The organism is Rhizobium anhuiense (assembly GCF_003985145.1).
In the GTDB taxonomy this organism is placed as follows: Bacteria; Pseudomonadota; Alphaproteobacteria; order Rhizobiales; family Rhizobiaceae; genus Rhizobium; species Rhizobium anhuiense.
The window spans coordinates 140,987-161,255 of the sequence record NZ_ML133536.1; the positions used below are offsets into that span (position 1 = coordinate 140,987).

10 protein-coding genes and 2 pseudogenes are annotated in these 20,269 nt (G+C 56.0%); 5 read left to right on the plus strand and 7 right to left on the minus strand.

Annotated features, from left to right (window positions below; translation table 11 throughout):
- Positions 1-311: 311 nt before the first annotated feature.
- The 3 genes and pseudogenes from EEQ99_RS28790 to EEQ99_RS28800 all read right to left on the minus strand — a co-directional run.
- Positions 312-827 (minus strand): annotated as a pseudogene (locus EEQ99_RS28790) (transposase); the annotation flags it as partial.
- Positions 828-899: 72 nt separating this feature from the next.
- Positions 900-1,115 (minus strand): hypothetical protein, encoded by a 216-nt coding sequence (locus tag EEQ99_RS28795; RefSeq protein ID WP_127431497.1) that lies wholly within the window; start codon positions 1,113-1,115, stop codon positions 900-902.
- Between the two features lie 93 nt (positions 1,116-1,208).
- A pseudogene (locus EEQ99_RS28800) lies at positions 1,209-1,655 on the minus strand (IS6 family transposase); the annotation flags it as partial.
- Positions 1,656-3,241: 1,586 nt separating this feature from the next.
- Here EEQ99_RS28800 and EEQ99_RS28805 point away from each other — a divergent pair.
- From EEQ99_RS28805 to EEQ99_RS28825, 5 genes are all read left to right on the plus strand, one after another.
- A complete protein-coding gene (locus EEQ99_RS28805; protein ID WP_127431498.1) occupies positions 3,242-6,097 on the plus strand; it encodes a WD40 domain-containing protein in 2,856 nt (951 codons plus the stop codon).
- A gap of 409 nt (positions 6,098-6,506) precedes the next feature.
- Positions 6,507-7,424 carry a DUF3616 domain-containing protein gene (locus EEQ99_RS28810; protein WP_127431499.1) on the plus strand — a complete coding sequence of 306 codons (918 nt, stop codon included), beginning with the start codon at positions 6,507-6,509 and terminating at the stop codon, positions 7,422-7,424.
- Positions 7,425-7,536: 112 nt separating this feature from the next.
- The gene (locus EEQ99_RS28815) at positions 7,537-9,096 is read left to right on the plus strand and encodes a DUF2272 domain-containing protein (protein WP_127431500.1); all 1,560 of its coding nucleotides are present in this window, start codon (positions 7,537-7,539) and stop codon (positions 9,094-9,096) included.
- A gap of 167 nt (positions 9,097-9,263) precedes the next feature.
- Entirely contained in the window at positions 9,264-10,265 is a 1,002-nt protein-coding gene (locus EEQ99_RS28820; protein WP_127431501.1) for a Tle-like phospholipase domain-containing protein, read from the plus strand.
- A 73-nt stretch (positions 10,266-10,338) separates the two neighbouring features.
- Positions 10,339-12,396, plus strand: a complete 2,058-nt coding sequence (locus tag EEQ99_RS28825; protein WP_127431502.1) for a coiled-coil domain-containing protein — start codon at positions 10,339-10,341, stop codon at positions 12,394-12,396.
- A gap of 733 nt (positions 12,397-13,129) precedes the next feature.
- Here EEQ99_RS28825 and EEQ99_RS28830 read toward each other — a convergent pair.
- The 4 genes from EEQ99_RS28830 to EEQ99_RS28845 all read right to left on the minus strand — a co-directional run bounded on the left by EEQ99_RS28830 (position 13,130) and on the right by EEQ99_RS28845 (position 20,075).
- Positions 13,130-15,325 carry a patatin-like phospholipase family protein gene (locus EEQ99_RS28830; RefSeq protein ID WP_164735980.1) on the minus strand — a complete coding sequence of 732 codons (2,196 nt, stop codon included), beginning with the start codon at positions 15,323-15,325 and terminating at the stop codon, positions 13,130-13,132.
- A gap of 229 nt (positions 15,326-15,554) precedes the next feature.
- The gene (locus tag EEQ99_RS28835; protein WP_127431504.1) at positions 15,555-17,447 is read right to left on the minus strand and encodes a DNA/RNA non-specific endonuclease; all 1,893 of its coding nucleotides are present in this window, start codon (positions 17,445-17,447) and stop codon (positions 15,555-15,557) included.
- A 47-nt stretch (positions 17,448-17,494) separates the two neighbouring features.
- Positions 17,495-17,659, minus strand: coding sequence for a hypothetical protein (locus tag EEQ99_RS34785; RefSeq protein ID WP_164735981.1), 165 nt, complete (start codon positions 17,657-17,659; stop codon positions 17,495-17,497).
- 790 nt (positions 17,660-18,449) lie between these two features.
- Positions 18,450-20,075, minus strand: coding sequence for a DUF4435 domain-containing protein (locus EEQ99_RS28845; protein WP_127431505.1), 1,626 nt, complete (start codon positions 20,073-20,075; stop codon positions 18,450-18,452).
- Positions 20,076-20,269: the final 194 nt, after the last annotated feature.

Here is a 20,269-nt window from a genome sequence, read left to right on the forward strand (position 1 = left end):
TGAGGGATATCCTGCGAGGCCGCGGCAGCCGTACAAGTAAGCTCATGATCGACCGCGAGAGCGACGGCCGTCAGGTCGATGTGTCCCAGAGGCGGACATTTTGAAGCTTCCTCGCCTCGGGATACCATAAAACTCGTTAACCAGCGGCGGCCGTCGAATGCCGGCGGACTTCCTCGCTTGCGGCTCTCACCAGACAAATGTAAGCGGCAAGGAGACCCCATCTGGCGCTGCTGATGCTGAGCGGGATATTTCGGACATACGACTTTTCTGAATGTGAGGATCTATGTCTAGACCTGCGGCTAGCCTTGGATTGATGCGGATGTGGTTCCAGCGATGTCCTCGGACATTCCGCAGGTAAAGGAAGCACAGGCCAAAGCCCCAGGTCTTCTTTGCCCGCGCCAGTCCGATCAGGAGATCGGCGATCTGCTCGTTCTCGTCGTTCAGCTTGGCGCTGTAACGATAGCAGGTCTCGCTGACCTCGAAGGTGCGGCAGGCAAGCGCAATGCTCACCCCGTGCAACGCCACTGCTTTCCCGGCCATCTCTCGGCGTTGAGACGGCCGTGTTATTTTTTTCCCAAGGCTTCCTTCAGCAGTTCTGCCTGCATGCTCATCTCGGCATACATCTTCTTCAGCCGCCGGTTCTCATCCTCCAGAGCCTTCATCTGGCTGATCATCGAGGCGTCCATGCCGCCATACTTCGAACGCCACTTGTAAAAGCTAGCATTGCTCATCCCGTGTTCCCGGCATAACTCCGGCACAGGAACGCCGCCTTCTGCCTGGCGCAGGATGGCAAGGATTTGGGGTTCGCTGAATCTGCTCGTCTTCATCAAAATCTACTCGATCATAAAGCCCGAGAAAATTCTACTTTTGAAGCCCGTTAATTACCGGGGGGATTACCGCTACAGAGCACGAAGATTGCCATCACAGAGATTGACGACGATGTCGTTCGCCGCTTTGCGCAGCACCGATGCCGTTGCCCTGGCAGCCGGCAAGCCGATCGTCTGTCGGCCAAATATGTAAATCGCGCGCGCCGGTTCATTGGTTTCCTGGTGGAATACGGGGCGGTGACGCCGTCGACACATGAGCTGCCAGGTGTGGACCTTCACGAGGTCCAAATTGTTGCTTTCCAGACTTGGCAGAGACGGCATCGGGGGATAGGCGATCACAGATCAGGGCTACCAGAGCAACGTGGGAGCAGAACATCGGTTACGCTTTGCGGCGTCGTAGGAACGAAGCTTGTCGGTGATCATCACACGCGGCGATCGTCCTTGGCCCCTCAAGAGCTTACGCATCAGCCGCTTGGCTGCCTTGGCATTGCGGCGGCTTTGGACAAGAACCTCCAGGACGAAACCGTCCTGATCCACAGCGCGCCACAGCCAGTGCTTCTTGCCACGCATTGAAACGACGGCCTCATCGAGATGCCACTTGTCACCGAGCCGGCCAACTGAGCGCCGGCGGATGTCGTTTGCAAAAGCCAGCCCGAATTTCTCTGCCCACTGACGGATCGTTTGATGAGATACAATGATGCCACGAGCCGCCAACATGTCCTCGACCATTCTCAGGTTAAGAGGAAAGCGGAAATAGAGCCATACGGCCTGAGCAATGACTTCAGCGGGAAAGCGATGTCGGCGATAGAGAGGATCACGGTTTGTCATGACCCGGCATCGCACACCGATGTCCACACTCCGTTAAGTTGACGATGCCCTCTGCGACGACCATCACTTCGTCGACTGCAAGGCCGGACGGCGCGAGGCTCGCCCATTGAAATCGTCGCGGCATAGCTGATCCTCCGATAAATTAGCAAAAGCATCATCCTAAACAGCAGCAAATGTGAGTCAGAGCCAATTCCCAATGGAAATATCTGGCTGTGCCGGGTCAGCTCTCAGCGGAAATCAACAAGGGCCTGTCGCCAAGCGTGACGCCGTCACCTGTCTGAAGGCCGTCATCTGTTTTTCGGAGCGGCGGGCGTATCATATCCGCCAACCGCAAGCCGATCCGCTACCAGTCGGATGCTGGATTTCTACTCGAAAATCTCGAGGGAAGGTTCGGCATCACCAATCTCTTAGCAATTCATGCTGGCTCGAGACGCGCTACGGGCTGTTTGCCGTTTGCGCTGAACACGACGGTCGAGCTCATGCGATTCGGTTCGCTAGCTAAGCTAGGCCATAGACCTCATGTATTCGGTGGGTGAGGCAGCGAAGGATACAATGGAAAAAGCAAGTTCGCAGCTTGATAGCCGAAACAGCCTGGTATTCTTGGGTGGGAGCGCAAACCGCTCACAACGTGGAGCAACGGTCAAGCCGAAGGGCAGATCAACCCCCTTAAGGTGCTAAGCGGGCAATGTACAGTCGCGCCGGTGCGGAACCGATGAGGACGAGAATGCTGCCGCTGAATCACAAAAATTGAGGATGAACCCGATAATCAATTTTGGCAAATAGTTGCATATGCGGTGGTGAGATACGTTCTAATATTGATCGGGGCATCGCTGCGATTTGTTATGTCGTATAGGGCGACAGCCTTCGTCCAGGGTGAGCCTTCATTAATGTATTTCGCTCGAAGGCTCGTGTCATCTGCAAACCGGTTGGGACGCATTTCGTCGCAATTCGCCGGTTGGGCATCTGAGGAGAACAAGACTGACATTCCGACCAGCCTTTCTGCCTCACTCCGTGCGCCCGCCAACTGGGTATACGAGTTGGAAACAAGTTTCCGAGCATCATCTTGCAAAACTCCAATCTCCAAAAGTGAGCGGTAGTCGGCGACTAGCTGATTTTCACTCAGTCCGTTCGTGCTGCGGATCTGGAGACCTACAATGAGCGCCGCTATACCTCCTACGCAAAAGCCGAGGGTTCGCAGATGTAGTTCCGTCGAGATCGAAGTACTACGCTGGATCGGGAGAGCGTCGTTTAGTGTTAGGTACACAACCGCAGCAGCCACCAGAACACTGATTGTTGGTGCGACGACTGGGGACTGAGACAGCGCAATTAGTAACCCCAAGAAACTTCCTAGAGCCGCCCCGGCTATCGTATTCACTGCGAGTAACCATAGACTTTTCATCGGTTAATCCCCAATTTTATACGCGGCACCTTCCTCGTCTCGTTTAACTATAGCGCAAAAGATTTCAACCGCGTAGTTTGCTGTTTGCTGAGACGATGTGCTACACTATGAATATTAGCTCTGTTCCATATCGAATTCGGCAGTGAAAATTGCCTGAGGTGAATTGGGTAATCGGAGGGCGTCCAGTATGGTTCTTCGAGACCGGCAGGCCATAATAGTATTCTTAACTCTTTTGCTCGCGCCAGTTTCGGCACTCGCCCAAGCGCTGCCGATCACTGTCATCGAGCAAATCCAGAAAAGTACTGTCAGAATTATTGCCGTAAACTCCAATAACCTGTCCCCTCGGCGTATTGCGAGTGGATTTACATGGCAGCGTGCTTCGGAAGTGATTACTTCATTTCACGTAGTGGCCGGTGCGGACAACATATTAGTGGAATTTGGCGGAGCCGGCTCCGGGGCTGGCAGTGAAAATTCTGGTATTGTTGTTCGCAATGCCCGCATTAGGTCCGTTGATGTGGACGGTGACCTGGCCTTGTTGGAAGTTGACAGTCCCCCGGATTGGGTCGCCTGGTTTGATCGAACAGTCACGCCTTCGCCCGGAGAGCCAATGTGGCTGGCTGGTTTCCCAGAAGCAACGAGCGGTTTGCGGTCTGTCCGCCTTTGGCTTAGTGACATTGCGCCAGCGACCTTGAAGCCGGGCTTGAACCAAAGTGCTCGCGATGAACTTGAAACACTGGGATTTCCTTCAGTCGATCTCCCTGTCCTTCATGTTCAAGGTCCACTACTGCATGGTGACTCGGGTTCTCCCATATTTGACGTTACTGGGGCGCTTGTAGCGGTCGGGAATGGTGGACTGAAGAACGGTACAGTTCAGCTAGGGTGGGGCATTCCAGGAGAACGCGTCCTATCGCTAAGAAACAGGAGGCAGACCTTTCCGATAGATAAGGTCGCGGTGGCGACCATATCGACACATTTCTTCTCCGTGCTCGGCGATGTTGGTCAAACGTCGAGGAATATCCGAACTCCGACGGGAGCAACGCTGAGATCAATGGTCGCACCTGCCAACGCGCTTCCGCTGGCCCTGTCATCTGACGGTACGAGGGGCTTGGTGTCGTACAGTGGAAGGCTGTTCGTGGTGAACGCAGCGGCTGAAGAGATCGTTCTGTACCCTCAGTTTTATCCTGGGATAGGCGGAACGGCCCTCTATTCAGCCGATGAAAAACTCCTCGCAGGCGGAACAACCGACGGAAAGGTTATCATTTGGGATGCAGTTTCGGGTCGCATACGGAGAACTTTAGCCACTGAACTCCAAGATGCAATTACATCGATCGCCTTTTCGCATAACGGCGAACATATCGCGGCCGGGACTGAGGATGGGGTAGTCTATCTCTGGAACATTACTCGAGGCAAAATGGTTGGCCGGCTGCCACACGAGTCCATCCGCAACAACGTGCTTACCCTTGCATTTTCTCCTAATGATCAGAAACTGGCGGCCGGCTACTGGGCAGGCGCAATAAGGGTGTGGTCGACTAACAACTTTGACCGGTTTGATGTGCTCACCAGCCTTACCAATATCGGCTCTGTTGCTGGGCTCGACTTTTCCCCAGACGGCGGGTTGCTGGCAGCGGACTACTCAGCAAACCCCGATGTGCTCTCCGTATGGAACACTTCAACTTGGGAAATGCTGTCAACAACAGAGCTTCACGGTTCAGCTGGTCCCGTCGTTTTCTCTTCAAATGGAAAGACGGTGGCGGTCGGTCCGGGAGGAGGAAATGACTCGGCTGTAAGCCTGATCGATATTTCCGATGGTAGCTTGGAAACGATAGCTACTAGTGCCGATTTCGATGGCTCTAAGTTCATAAAATTCGCTTCGCCCACCGAACTTTCTTGGGCAACCGATAAAGATGGTTTTGTGCGATGGGACGTGAAATCATGGACAAAAATCGGGGGTCAAAAGGCTACCGGCTACACAGTCCAATGGGGCGCGTTCACGGACTATGCAACGATTGCGGCCTGGATCGATACGAGCGCGGGCACAATAACCATTTTTGACCTCGAGAAGGGACGTATTGCATCGGTCTTGGGCGGCATTGAAGAATACGACAAGCTCGAGGACATTTCACCCGATGGACTTTGGCTTGCTGTTGCAAAAATTGGTGGCGATACGCACATCCTTGACGCGAAAAATGGAAACTTAGAATTTGTCATCCCGCCTGCCGGACTAGTGGCCGACGTTAGATTTTCACCCAACTCGAGATCTGTTGCTGTGGGTACCGGAGCGTATAGTATAGATATCTGGAACGTACCTGAAGGTACGCGAAAGCGGGAGATTCCCGGTGGAGATGACTTGCCTATTGCATGGGGTCTAGCCTTTTCTCCTGACGGCCAGACCCTTGCCGCCTCCGTGGAGCGGAGCCTGCACGATGGCGCAGATAGAGCCGCCGTACGAACTTGGGTGACTGATACAGGCGCCCCGGTCTTTGAACTCCCATTGCAGGCGTGGAATGCCGGCCGAGTAAGCTATTCGTGGGACGGCAATCTTCTTGCGACCGCAGAAGCGCATGAGAAACGTGTAAAGGTTTGGAACCTGAGAGAAGTAGGCAGTTTTGTCACCATTATTACTCGTTTCAAGTGGCCTGAATTTGCCTTTTCTCCGAAGGGAGATGCGATTGCTGTGGCTGACGGAAGTCTCATTGATCTTTGGGACCCGCTACAAGGAGTCTTCAAGGCACGCATTTCTCCCAACATAGGCGAGATTCAGAAGCTCGCATATTCGCCCGATGGGAGCAGGATCAGGGTCTTCGGAGCTTTCGGTCTTTCGATTATCGACGCGAACACAGGAAGTGCATTCATTCATATGCGTATCACGTCTCCCGAGAGCTGGATCGCCCTGAATGATAAAGGGGACTTATTAGGCAGTCGTGAGGCATTGAGCCAAGTTCAGCTTGTTGATGCGGCGGAACAAGTAATAATCGTCGACGACGACTACACTAGGAGACACTTGAATAGCACCGATCCTGACCTTTTTTTTGAACATCGGTAGCTTTGAGTGTTGGAGCACAGACAAACCGCAAGGCAGTTCTTCAAGCGCTTCATCCCTGGTCCTCTCAATGGGCCAGAGCTTTCTCAAAATGGATTATTTCAACCGGGCAAGGGCAGAATTTACCTGTAGGAAGTGTAGAATATTTGTTATTAGAATAACTAAGATTCTCTACTTGTGTAAGAGACAAAATTTGATAAGATACAATCTTATGTAGCATACTGGAGAACGAGAGACAAAATGAATTCTTTCAGGATGAATAATTGAGCACTTTTGACTATATTTTGTTAGATATGCACCGAAGAAACGAAAATAAACATAACGATGAACATATTAGTCGCGGTAGATACCTCGTTCGCCTGAGTAATAATCTCAAGTCAACCGCAGTGGGGGCGGTGAAACGGAGGGGCATGTGCGATTCCAGGTCTGGTCGTTGGGCGGTTTGTTGGTTTTGCTCGGAGCGGCACAGGCTTCTGAGTTCCCTAATCCGATACACTATAAGGGCCTGTGCGAGGCGTCGGCAGCCACGTACATCGACAATGATCATTTCGTTGTTGCTAGCGACGAAACAAATATTCTGCGGCTTTATACGAGAAATGACAAATCCGAGGGGGTGCCGCTCGATTTTGAGCATCCGAGTGGATTTGACAAATCCGATATCGAGGCTGCAGCGCGAGACGATGAGGGAGAGATCGTCTACTGGATTAGCTCGCATTCGCTTAACAGCAGCGGCGAGGACAAAGACAAGCGCAAGATATTCTTTGCCACAAAGGTCGTCGCCGTAGGCAAGGCGGCCACCTTGCAATGGGAGGGGGATTTCCTCCGGCTGCGCGACGCGATCCTCGGCGTGATCGGAGACAAGAAATCCGAGCTTAATATCGAGGGACTGGCGACGGCGCCAGATGGGGCGCTGTTGATCGGCCTTCGCGATACGATCGACGACAAAGCTGTAGTGATTCCATTCACCAATCCCGCCGAAGTTATCAGCCATCCTGAAAGAAGTGCCGTGCTTGGTGAACCCTTCCGCCTGGATCTCGGAGGGCTGGGTATCCGCAGTGTCGAACGGGTTGATGACCACTATCTGATCGTTGCCGGACCAGTTTCCGATGAAGGACCATTCGCGCTGTACCGCTGGCTTGGCGGAAAATCATCGCCTGAGGAGTTGAAGGCGCCGGCACTCGGGTCGTTGCGGCCGGAGGCGTTGATGCAGATCCCTGGCTCAGGGATGGTTCAAATCCTCAGCGATGATGGCTCGCAGACCTGCGACGACGAAAAGACTCCGCTTTCGCAAAGAGCATTCAGGAGTACCGAAATCAAACTCGGCAACTGAAGCAGCAGCATTCGACGGCATTGCATTCAAGAACGGCGATCTGTGCTCAGATTTCGCCGAAGAGAACCCGTTGCCTTCACGCCACCCTGGCCCCTTACTTTAGGAGAGTTCGATGAGCATCAAAGAAGAGATCAAGTGGTTCAAGACCAATTTCGCGTCAGACATTGTCCCGGCGCTGGCCGGAACGCCCCTGTCTTTCGACTTGATCTGCGCCATTGCGTTTCAGGAGTCCGGTGAACTCTGGAGCAAACTCCGACTGCACCTGTCGCGTGAGGAGATATTGAGATTGTCTGTCGGCGATACGCTCGACACGCCGAACCGTAGCGCCTTTCCAAAGAACCGGGCAGAACTTGTCGACGCGAACCGCGGTGGGGAAATGTTCGACTTTGCACATGGGCTGCTTGGCGAAATGGCCGAAGCCACCGGTATCGAGGCGTATCAAAGGGTGGCGCGGCGACCGGAGAAGTTCGTCCACGGTTATGGCATCTTCCAATATGATTTGCAGTTTTTCAAAACCGACCCCGATTTCTTCCTCGAGCAGCGTTGGCAGAACATCGACGCCTGCGTTGACAAAATGGTCACGGAGCTCAAGCATGCTCTCCGCCAACTTGACCTTGACGATAAGCAATCGCTGACGGATCTGGAGTCGGCGTTCACTGCAATCGTTTATAATACGGGCTTTGGCAATTTCAGGAAAAGTAAGGGTCTTCAGCAAGGGCATTTCGACGGAACGCATTTTTATGGCGAGAACATCGACCAGTTCATCAAGATCGCGCGGGAGATTCCAAACCCGGCGACAGGGGAGGCTCCTGGCCATATCATGGTCGCCGCCGCGGTCGTTGCTGAACCATCGATTGTAAGCATTGCCAAGGCGGAATTCGATCGGTTCAACGGTATCGATGAAGGCGACGAGCCGCTGCGAGGACACATCGCAGATTATTATGAGGCTGGGGGCGGCAGCCGCGATCTCAATCCCACGCTCAATGACAATGCGTGGTCCGCCGCGTTTGTATCCTTCTGTGTCAAGAAATCAGGTGCGACGCCGCAACAGTTTAAGTTCAATTTGAGTCACAGCGTGTTTGTTCACGCCGCCATCGCAAATGGTGACGCGCATACCGGCGTGTTCCGCGGTCATCGTATCACTGAATATGCGCCGAGGCTGGGAGACCTTATTCATCACAATCGGGATGGTGCCACGCTGAGTTTCGACTTTGCCAAGCGGAACACTGGTTACCCTTCGCACAGCGCCATCGTCGTCGGCTTCGAGACACGCAATGGCGTGCGGCATGCCGTGACGATCGGCGGAAACGAGGCCATTCCTCAGGGGACCGGCACAGTCGGAAAAAAGTTCTTCGCGCTGGACGTTAACGGCTTTCTGGATCAATCGGAGATCCGGTCCAAGCTTATCTGCGTTGTCGAGAACCTGCTGGCGGCCGGCGCGCAGGCTGTGGTGCCTGGCGCGTTTGTCGTCCGGGTACGGACCGACCTCAAACTGCGGGGCGGGCCTGGACCGGAGTTTCCGATCATCAAGGAACTGCTCGACGGCACGCCTCTCAATGTCCTTGAATTCGAGGAAAACACGAGGGGTCGATGGGCGCTCGTAGATCTCGAGGGCGATCGGGTGAAGGATGGGTTTGTATTCGCAAAGTTCATCGAGCCTGCAACGGTGTGAGATGACGCTGTGCGCTCTTCGGCCGCCCGAAGAAGCCTGACGGTATCGGGCCGGATGCATGCGCAGCGCCGAGGGCCTTAGACCATCATATGATTGCGTCCCTTTGTCATAATGAGAGCTGTCGCGTTGCGAGGTGGGGGTTATGCAGATTGCCGATCAGGAGAGGGTTGTTTCAGATCGGATTGGTCCAGTATGCGGAGATCAGGTCAGTGACGAACGGTTTTAGCCAAAGCATATTGCTCGGAGTGGCTCTTCTTGCCACCCAAGCATGTCAGGTGCCGCGGGATACGAGGATCATTGTTCGCGATCCTGATCCGTCTCGCAAAGCTGTTGACATTTGGCTGCGTGAACCTCGCGATCCAGCTCTTGTCCACCTGTCAGACTACGCTCTTCTTGCGGCGGCGGCCTATAATGAGAGGCTGGCAGGGGGCGCCTATTGTCCAAGTGTTGTGGTGCCTCGACACCGTTGGAAACAACTTCCCGACTATTTGGAGAGCGACCCAGTAGTTGAAACTCCCGGCGGCCCTATTAAGATCAGAGGACTTGGCTATCAGCTCTGGCGCGATACGGAGGCAACTGGCCGAAAACGGCTAGCGCTTGTTTTCCGAGGGACCGATCTCGGTGATTTCGGAGACTGGATTGCTAACTTGAGGTGGCTGACGCGGCTAAACCCCTTCACACGCGACCAGTATGCCCAGACCCGTGATCTCGTTAAAGCACTGACAAGCCGTATAGATAAGGACTTCGGCCCGAATGCTGAGATAATAGCAGTTGGGCACTCGCTGGGTGGCGGGCTCGCTCAACAGGCTGCGTACGCCTCCCCGCGCATACACACCGCTTATGCATTTGATTCCTCACCTGTCACAGGCTCGACGAGCGCGGACCCAAAAGTAAGTGCCGCCAACAGAAAAGGCGACCAGATCTTCAGGATCTATGAACGGGGCGAGGTTCTTGCACCCCTCCGTTCAATACAGCGGCAACTAAAACCGATCGGAAAAAACAACCCCAAGGAGACGGAACTCCGGTTTAATTTTCGTTCGACGTTCCGATTGGGTAATCCCGGTTCGGGTCCATTTAGCCAACACAGTATTAATCAGCTTGCCTGCGATATCATCTGTTGGGTCGATATGAAGGGCGATGAAGACCAGTGCGGCCCGGCTGTACCATAACACTGAAATGTATGCGGTTTCTGCAGTGATGCAGGCACGCTCGTGCACCCGCGGACCCACCGAGGAGGAGATTATGGCAGCAAGCACCGTGAATGCCGCAGCGCGTCGGCTGATGGATCCTGCCACGTGGCCCGCCGGATGGCTCGTCCTCCTGGGGCTCGCTGCGCTAGTTCTTTGCTTTTGCCTCGCGGCCGCCTCCGGACCGAATGTTGGGGAGGTCACCAGCACGAAATGCGAGCAAGCCGAGACAACAGCCAAACAGAGCCTGACCGAAGCTGACGCCGCTAACGACCGGGCCGGTATCCTGCGCATGGTGGGCGTGATGCCGGGGGAGACGGAGCCCGGCCGGAATATCTGCGTCCTGGTGGCCGGCGTCGTCTCCAGGGAAACGGTGGAGGAGCGGGCAAACAACGTCAAACTAATGCAGGAAGCGCTGACCGCGAGCCAGGCCAGGCTTACACAGGCAACGGACGAAGGCAAGCCGGCCAGCGAGATCACCCAGTTCCAAAGCGCTGTTGACAAGGCGAAGACCGATCTCCGCACGGCGAAGGCCGGGTACGCGAAGCCGCTCGATCCGGTGCCACTCTCTGTCTTTCTCAACGACAAGCTCGCCCCGTTTCTCAAAGTGCAGGCGCACGCGACTGACGCAGTGCAGCGGCTCTACTTCCCCCTGTGGACGCCCGAGGACGCGACCGACCCTGCCGCGAAGTTTTGGCAGGAACTGTTGAGCGAGGTGGCATTTGCCAAGCCCTTGGGCAAGCGCCAGGTCGATATCGGCCTGTCGCACGCCGGATCGACAGCTTCCATCCCCGAGACCGCCCGGAACGGCACCATTGACCAGATCACGATGTACGTTTTCTCGCTGACCCCGGTGCTTGTCGGATTGCTTGCGTTGGCCCTGCTTACCGCCGCTTTCATCGCATATGCCGCGCGGACGCCGCTCCTCCGCGACAACAGCTTAACCTGCCGAGATCTATTGTATCGGCTCGAGGCAGTGAAGCTCGAAGAGAAGCGACGGCAGCGCGAGTTCGGACTCGCCGAGACCGACCTCGCCGCAGCCCCGGGCGACCCGGACAAATTCGCCGCCTACACCGCCGCACGGAGTGCCCTCGTTGCCGCCAGAGCGGAAAATGGCAGACTAGAGACGGTTCTCGACGTTGACCCTGCGCACGGAAACGCAAGGGTGCAGCGAATGAGGCTGGAAGACCTGCTCATCAAGCCGCAGGAGGAGGTCGCGAGGCTGCAGGCCCGACGGAACACGGCGCAGGCAGCCCGCGATGCGGCTGGGAAGACCTTCGACGAGGTAAGCGGCCTGACCGCTGCGCAGGCTGCGCTTGACCAAGCAGAGGCTGCCCTCACTGCCTCGCCCGGTGCCTCGACGCAGGCACGCGACGACGCCAAAGCCGCAAGAGATCGGATCGTCTCGACCAATGAAACTCTGATCAAGGCAACCGAAGCAGAGCTCGAGACTGCAGGCACGGACATCAAGGAAGCTGTATCGGGTATTAGGCAAAAGCAGGCCGGAATTGACCAGGTCGCGCAGCAATTGAAGGACGCCGAGAAAGCTCTAGATGACGCGCAACTTACAGTCGACCCAGCGGCCAGCAAGGTGGCCGATATCCAGCGGAATTATCCCACATCGCAATTTGCAGACCGAGCCACCGGCCCCTACAGCCTCGGCCGCACCCAGATGGCCTTCTGGCTCTTTCTGGTGATAGCCGGCTATATCTTCATCGCCATGAGCTTCGACCTCTACTACGGCCTCCTCAGCAACGAGATCCTGTGGCTTCTCGGCATCAGCGGGGCGACCGGTCTCGGGTCTGTCCTTATCAATGCCGGTACCACCGAAGGCCGCACATCTCGCGGCTTCGTTAGCGATGTCCTGAGTGTCGATGGCGCGCCGCAACTGCAGCGTATCCAGGCGATCGCCTGGACTCTGATCCTGGGGGCGCTGTTTGTGTGGACCGTCGCACGCAACTTTCGCCTGCCTGTCTTCGACCCCACGCTGCTCCTGTTGATGGGGCTGGTGAGCGGGCTTTACCTCGGCTTCAAGGCTCAGGAGGAGGCGAAGGGGGAGGCCGCCAAGGGAGACGCAGCCAAGAACGGGAGCAAGAGCGGGGGAACGCCCTGAAGCGACCGACGCACTGGAGGTGGCGCGCATGGCCCTGCCGCGTGTGTCGGCTCGGGGCCTAACAGCCTATGTTGCCGGAGAAATCATCGGCGACTGGGGTTCCGATGATGAAGAGTGGTGTCATTTTACCGCGCTTGATGCCACTAAGGTCGCGCTAAACGCGCCTTCACCCTAGATGCTAGCATGACACGATCGCAGATTGGATGACTCCGCCGACGACACAACACTCGCCTCACCACAGGCATAGCCAGGCGTGCAGCCTGGCTGCGATCGCTCCGCCCCGTGTTGGCCGTTGCCTCGACCGCCCCATAGGACCGGTCATACGTCTCCCACGGATCGAGAATGTAGTAACCGGATCACCAGTTCGATTCCCGGAAAGGCCGACAGACGAAGCGCATCTGCGTTCGACCGCGCGGCGGCTTGCCGGGTTGGGCCTGGGACGGATCAGCACCCGCATTTCGGGGTAACTCGTTTGCGGTTGGCTGCAGAAGCGGGTTTCGCGTTGCGCTTTCCACAGGCCCCGAAGCGCAGGCACTCCAATCGATGATGGACGGCATAGGGGGTATCGACTCCCTTCATTCGGTCTCATCGATGTCCGGCGAGCTCGAAGTGTCCCGCGTTGGCCGGCGCAGAAGCTCCACATGCGAATTCGGCCCCGCCCGGCGAAGGTGCGAGGTACGTATCGGCCAGCGAGGTAGTCCAGCCCCTGTCCAGCCTGCCTCGCCCTATATAATTATCGAAAAGGGCATTGTGTCGTCGGATCCTGACTCTCCAACGCCCACCTAACGTCCCACGGACCGCAGTCGTTGCTGTTGCTTCCTGGCCCGAGCTGCTTTTGACAAAGGGAAGCATGGGGCACGAGGGAGTCGAGCATCCGTTCTGTTGTTCGCGACAGTTGCCATGAAAGCGGTAGATCAAACATCCCGTGATCAGGGTCAAACGCCCGGAAGGCCGTTGTATCCAGATAAATCGGAGCTCTAGGAAGCCCGCATGGCAAATTGCCCCATGACTCACCGATCTCATGGACCAAAATGTCGTTCATATTCTGCTTCCACGATCCTCGGATCGAGGTTATGCCTGCGATCACGGTGGCTAGTGAGCCATAAACCTCGGACCGCGTCCTACCTTCAGGCCCGTTAATCTGGATGGCATAAATTTGAAAAGGCTTGGCGAGGCAAGGGACGTCAGCCGTGCTGCGGACACCCTGAGGGCAAGGATCGCGACTACGGGCTTGGTGCAAAGACGTCAGGAGGCTGTAAATTGCGCCCGCCCCGTTGTTGTCGAAATAACCGCCATCCACAAATCGCAGCACCTCAGTTCGCTCAATGTGGTTTTCGCTAGAAGGGGGACCTGGAGGTGATCCCGGCTTCGTGTAAAGTACGGACCTGGCATACGTTCCTTCCGGTGTTACGATGGGGAATCGAGCACTGAGACCCACAGCGGTGCTGACGCGAATTTCGTTCGGATAGCTTCCGTGGAGGTCGTTCAGAGAATAATCGGTGGCCGCCTCGTAAAAGTCGCCGACAACACCGAGATTCAATCGGAAAGGTGCGACGCTCACCGGGCCGTAACCCGTCAGATCGTATGTATTCAAAATGAGCGCGGGTGCCATTCCATCTGGCCGCCATGCCTTATGCATGGGGAGGGAAAGTAGGCCGCCGGAGGGTTGCCCTGACCAAAGACGTTCAATTGCGTCATCGAACACGCGGCCCCGATCCAGTGCAGGGATGGAGAAAGGCAGCACCGACGAGAAGAAATCATAAAAGAGAGTGCCCGCCATAAGGGGCGTCAATATCTCCTGTCCAAGAATTTTGGTTGCTCGCTCCTTGAGCCCTTGATCCTTGACGGCGTCGAAATTGCACGCGCTGAGAGGTTGGACAGCTTCCGACGCCAAACTCGCATAAACGGCGGCTCCGAGCGAGCCGCCGGAAACTCCACTGATGGCGAATACATGTGGTCCAAAGCGCGGGCACGTATCCTGTAAAGCTCCCAATACCGCTGCGGTGAAGTATGCAGCGTACAGCCCACCGCCCTCGGCGGTCACAACGAATACGGGGTAGGGGCGATCCTCATAGGCTTCGAGGTCCGGTCGATTGCTCAACCACTCAAGAAAGGCGCCGTCAGCTAGAGGATGGTCAGGGGCTGAACCGCCTCCGTCCTTTCGAATTTCATGATTTCTATTCCAGCCCAAAAGGGTAAATGCGAGCCCGCATAGAACAAGCAAAGACAGAATTGGAATACCGGATATCCGACGCAGATGACGGAGGTACATCGATATTGCCGCGATGCAAGCAAGCCATGCCGCAAACACGGAGATCGCCGACACGAAGCCGGGAAACTGCGCGCGTGGTATGACATAGTATATGAAGAGAACAGCCACGACCGCTGGAACGACGATGTTCGATCTATGTCTCGCACCTTTAGTTCGGGAAAGACAAAAAATACCCACCGCCAACGCCAGGGCGAGGCACAATGTGTAGCGCTCAAGCCTGGTCAGCGCCTCAATTGGATTTCCGTAATCACCTAACTCTGGAGACGCTGTTGCTCTTGCAATTGCAAGAGCGATGCCCACAAGCGGCAAAGCCGACGCGACAGCTATACTTAAATCAATCCACACGGAGTGGAAATCCGTCTGTGAAGGCGTCGTGCGAGCGCCACGTCCTGGTTGCCTTCTAACAGCCTGAACTGTGGCATAAAGCAATTGGGAGGTCGCAAGGCCGAGGATACAATACGTAAAACCTGCAAAAAGTATCCGGCCGAGCGCCAGGTCTAAATCCTCTGCCGCGCTTCGTAAGACCTCAAAAACCGCGTCGCCCAGCAAAACAGGCGCAAACAATCCGATAATGCAAAAAACACAGGGCCAAAAGAACTCTCGAATTGTATGACCGGTAGGAAGCCGCATCTGTTTCAACTTGCTAAGAATTTCCATGATCTCTCCTAAAGCACTTTCCAGCTTAATCATGGCCGAACGGACTAACTCGAAATCTAGCCGATCCGTCTCCCATACGAGAAATCGTCCGGGAGTGATTGCATCGAACCAGAGAAGCCGAAGCCAAGCTCCCGCTTGCTCGACTAACGCGGTTAGTCGCTGCGTCAACCGCGGTGCCCGGCCTGGTTGTCCAAGGACGAGCCCGGTCGAGATTTCATCGTCCACCAGATCAGAGGCGTATGTCGCGCTCGGAACGGATCTCTGTCACAGCCTTGGTGGCGTCGACCAGGGATTCAGGGCCGACCGGTCGGGTAACTAGCTCGGGACGACTAATGATGTCGGCATCCGAAAGCAGATCGAAATTGAGCTCGGTTTTCCGGGCAAGCTCGGCAAGCGACACCTGATAGATACGGAAGGGATCGAGATCGAGGCTCTCAAGATCGTTGAGCAGCTTTTCCTGAGACAGGATGAAAGCTGCACATCGCAACCGATCATCCTTGCCGAGATAGGCGATCATTTTCCAAAATGATCGAGGAATGAGGGCATCCCTGTACTCAATATCTTCCGTTCCGAATACCGGCCCACCAACGACCGAGAGCTTGAGGTCCTTGAGGTCGGCCTGGTCAAACACGAGATTCTCGAGCTCACCCCACAGCCCTTTTCTGGATGACTGGTTGAAACGCTCGTGCTGCGGCGCAATATTGGTGAAATAGAACGAATCCCGATTGGCCTGTTCCGCTTCCGCAACGGGTCCCCAGCAGACGTCGGCGCGGCGCGCAATATGTCCACGGTCGACGCGGTTCTCGAGATAAAGCGCATCTCCGAATTGGTATTTGGCATCGATCCTCGGATCGATCGAAAAGCCGCGGCGTGGCAGTGCCACCATCCTCGAGCCATCTATGTTCCAGGCGACATAGCGCGCCATCCGGCGCTTTGCGCTCAGGCAGACCGAAAAATGCGTGTAGGGTATCGTTTGGCCTCGTCCGAAATTGACAGCGTCACGCTTCTGCGCGGCAGACAGGCCTGGCTCCGGGACGGCTGCTCCAAGAAAACCCGCATCGTAGCCTCGTCGAGCCACGATACTCTCGATCTGGACTGCGGTGGGCGCCGTGGTCAGTGGCTCCAGGACGAAATCGAGTTTCTTCTGGATGGAGGCTGGGTAGCAGGCGAGCGCGTGCTCGTCGCTCGTGCCATTGGTCTCCCCAGCAAAATGGAGGCCGGCAAAAATGTCGGTGGCCTTGCCTTTGTCGAAGATGAGCCACGCCGATCCGGAATCGCCGCCCTTGCTGATCTCGCCGTCTGCGGGAACGTCCTGAGGATCGGGACCGATTTCAAAGCAGCCGATCGCCTGTTCGCCCGCGGGGATGCCGTAGTTGATCTTGGCCATGACGTCGACGCGACGAACGACGCCTCTGGTTACTGCGGTCGTCCGCCCGGATTTGACCACCTTGTCGCCGAGTGCGACGCGCGCCATTCGAGCCGGCACCACATTGAGTTCGAAAACCGAGCGGTCATACCCGCGTTGCTGAACTTTTGATAGCGCGCAATCGCCGGCCGCGCCCAAATGGCTGCGGAGCAGGGTTCCCGCGACGTTGAGCGTGATATTGTTGTCATCGTAGGGCCCGGGCTGAACGATCGTGTCTCCGATCTTTCCGACGTTGCCGTTGAGAACATGCCAATTGGACAGCACGCAGGGCGCTCCGGTCGCGCGATCGAAAACGATCAAGCCAAGCGTCCCAGCAGTTTCAGCGGTATGCGCGATGCTGACACCTGGCCGGATCGGATCGAGCCTCTGGCGGCGCAGATCAATTTGTTCCTCTGCAACAATTTCGAACGACGGACGGAAGGCGCGCTGCAAGACATCCGTCGGGACCATCTGCCCTTCGACCTCGATTGCCTCAGGAATGCGGCGGCTGCCGAGTGATTCAATCGCAGAATCTCCCTTGGTGCCGACCGTGAATTGAATGCAGATCGGGCCGTCCCCATTCTTCAGGCCGATCCCTACCGATGTGACGTTGGGATCCTGCAGATAGTCAGCGCCTTTGGCGCGGATGTGTCTGCGTAACGCCTCTTCGGAAATCCCCCCCGTTGATTGCCGGCTTCCACGAGTAACCTTTGCCATGACTTGCCTCCCAAAGTGTTGGTTGCAGATGTATTCGCGCTGCGGCATCAATCCGGGTCGTGCAGAAGGTCGTAGGAATTGCGAATGACCCGGTAGGAGCCGAGCTTTTGTATGATCGCCTCCATATCGCGAAGATCCGTATCGTCCTGCCGGTTGCCATGGCGGGGCAGGTGAGCTGTGGATTGTTCCAGGCGCCGCGGACTGCGTGCCACAAGAAGTTGCGCAAGCGATGGCGCCGCGGCGCAAGCATCGCGATGATCTGTGAAGGCAGAACCCGAATTGCCATGACCCCTCCGGACAAGACATAGGTAAGACTGCTTGAAGGCGTATAATCTGACGGCTATCTATAAATCGCGGTAGCCCGACCGCAGATCGTTGCCGAACGACCAAGTCTACCCTGCCGCTCCAGCCATTTTAGCGTACTTTTTTCTTGCAAAAGCTCTGAGCGAGCATTCCCCAGAATGCAACCGAAAGTCAAGGCCGCAACCGACGTTGGCATCACCAAGGGCTGAAAAGCCTGATCACTCGGCACCGCGGCCAGCGTCATAAGTGCCGAGCGCATTCAGAAGCACGTCCTCATCTGGATCGACAAGATTCTGCAGATCTGCCCAGAAGCGTTGCGCACGCCGATCGTCCGACAGGAAGCCACCAAGTAAGGGAAGCGATCAGAACGTGGTCGGCGTCGAACTCGTCGTTCGAAATCCCCTTCGGCTTCAAAGTTCGGATCCCATAGGAGCGCGCTAACTTCCGTTCCTTTTGGAGGTCGTCCGATGACGACGATGAAGCCAGATGCCACCCCAGATCGATCAAAGCGTCAACCGGATAGGGCTTTTGCAACCAACCGATCGGCGACGCTGCCGCACCTCTTGCGCGTTTCGGCGTTAGCATGGGCGGAGGCGAAGATCGATCGGAGGTCGAGGGTAGCATGGAGATGTCATGGCCCCCGAGCTTCTGAAGCAAGCAGGAGCCGCGTACGAGGGGTTCACGGAAGTTGCCTGCGAGTCAGTACGTACCAGTATCAATTACCGGAAGTCGTTGCACGAGAGCGCCAGTCAGTGGGCTCGCGGTTGGCGATACAAGAAGCCGAGACACGAGATTTTCGAGCGCGCTTCTGCCTTGCAGGTCCAATGCTTTCCCGAGCATGTCCAAAAGCTTGTTCTTGTTGTCGTATAGAAGGAGAAGTTGCTCGAAGTCCCGCGCTGCCAAGACGCCCTGATATTTTGAGTGAAAATCAGAATAGATCGAGGAGGGGTCGGTTTTAGCCGTAAGCTCAGCGTAAATGCGCGACAACTCATTGATGTTCTTGGCTTTCGCGCCGACTGATTTACCGGATTGCCAGATAACATTGCTGGTGTGTCTCAGGCTAACGCGGTCCGCGTCGCGTCCTGCCGCTTCAAAGACGTCACTCGTCAGCGTGTCAAAGCGGCGCGTCGCCTCACGTTTGTCGAGCTTGAGTTCCTCGGCCAACGCAAAGAAAACTTCGGGCGCGAGAAGCAAGTTTTCGACCTCGAGAACGGGAAGTGTAAAAATCCCCTCCTCAAGAGCACCGTCCGCCGATGGATCGCGATTGTCGCGATCCACCAAACCGGCACAATGCAGCCAATGCAACTCCTCCTGCTTGCGGAAGCTGCGGACAAACTGGATCACCTGGCCGCAAGATCCGGACGGGATGACGGTGAAATTGCCATAGATCGCCCTATAGATCGTCTCGTCCAGGCCGCCTTGTTTCCCTTCAACAAACAGGATTGGTTTGCGGCTTCCGACCATCCGCACAAGAAGATCGCGCGGGAGCTCAGTCGCCGAGGGCAAGGGCTCGATCGTCCACATTGCCGGCGTGTCCTCCTCAAGCCGAGTTCGTGTGCGAACAAGCACCTCCTTATAGGTCGCCGGCACATAGTTTAGAACGGCATATAGTTGAGCGCTGCGACGGGACGCCGCGAAATCGATGTCATGTGTCACATAGAGAAAAGAGCAGTCCGGTCGGGCGCGCTCGACAAGGTCCCATAACCGCACAAGCAGCGAGCGGTTCATGTGCAGTTCGGGTTCGTCAACAATCAGAAGGCTATCGGTCTCGATCAGTAGGACCTGACCGAGAATATAGAGAACAAGCCTCTCTCCATCGCTCATCGCGGACGCTTCGTATGACTCGCCATCGCCATCGAGCCTGACCGCCCGGACGGTGGCTTCCGAAAACAGAAGGCTTTGGCTGGGGATCAACTCATGCCAAAGCTCTTGAAGTCTGTCGATCACGGTAACCGGTCGAATGGAATTTTTCCGCCCCTTCGATTTTTCGTGCGCAAGTTCCAGTGCCCGGAGGCGTTCGGCAAAGAGGGCGACAAGTACTTCATCGTAATTATGCTCCATTGATCCCGGCGAGGCCTGGACGCGCCGGCTGTCACGGCGAAGCAAGCCAATGGCTCGTTCGTACCTCTCCGAAAAAACTTCATCCGGGAGCTCAAGTGAGCGTTGTGCCCCGATACGATAAGAGGCTCCTGTCTCCTCAAGATTATCGATGTGGATGCCAAGGCGACTCTTTCCAGTACCGTTAGGTCCGAGGAGGATGATAGGCCTTCCAGGAGCAGGCTCGATGCTGCATTCACCAGTCGGCGTGAGGATACCAATAGACATGGATTACTCTGGTTTTCGGTGTGACAAGCAACCCATACCCCGCAAGCAAGCGTGCAGGAGCTACGTAGCGCAACTATCTCCGCGATTTTTGCACCGGGGTTGGGAGCCGATCGTCAATTTCTGACCGCGCCTTTGAAAACTTGATTCAACGCTGTGCAACAATATGAAGCAGGCGCCACCATGACGCCTGCTCA

Coding starts and splice junctions, on each gene's coding strand:
- EEQ99_RS28830 (WP_164735980.1), bottom strand. CDS start 15,325: ATGGAAATTCTTAGCAAGTTGAAACAGATGCGGCTTCCTACCGGTCAT.
- EEQ99_RS28845 (WP_127431505.1), bottom strand. CDS start 20,075: ATGTCTATTGGTATCCTCACGCCGACTGGTGAATGCAGCATCGAGCCT.
- EEQ99_RS28815 (WP_127431500.1), top strand. CDS start 7,537: ATGAGCATCAAAGAAGAGATCAAGTGGTTCAAGACCAATTTCGCGTCA.
- EEQ99_RS28805 (WP_127431498.1), top strand. CDS start 3,242: ATGGTTCTTCGAGACCGGCAGGCCATAATAGTATTCTTAACTCTTTTG.
- EEQ99_RS28825 (WP_127431502.1), top strand. CDS start 10,339: ATGGCAGCAAGCACCGTGAATGCCGCAGCGCGTCGGCTGATGGATCCT.
- EEQ99_RS28835 (WP_127431504.1), bottom strand. CDS start 17,447: ATGGCAAAGGTTACTCGTGGAAGCCGGCAATCAACGGGGGGGATTTCC.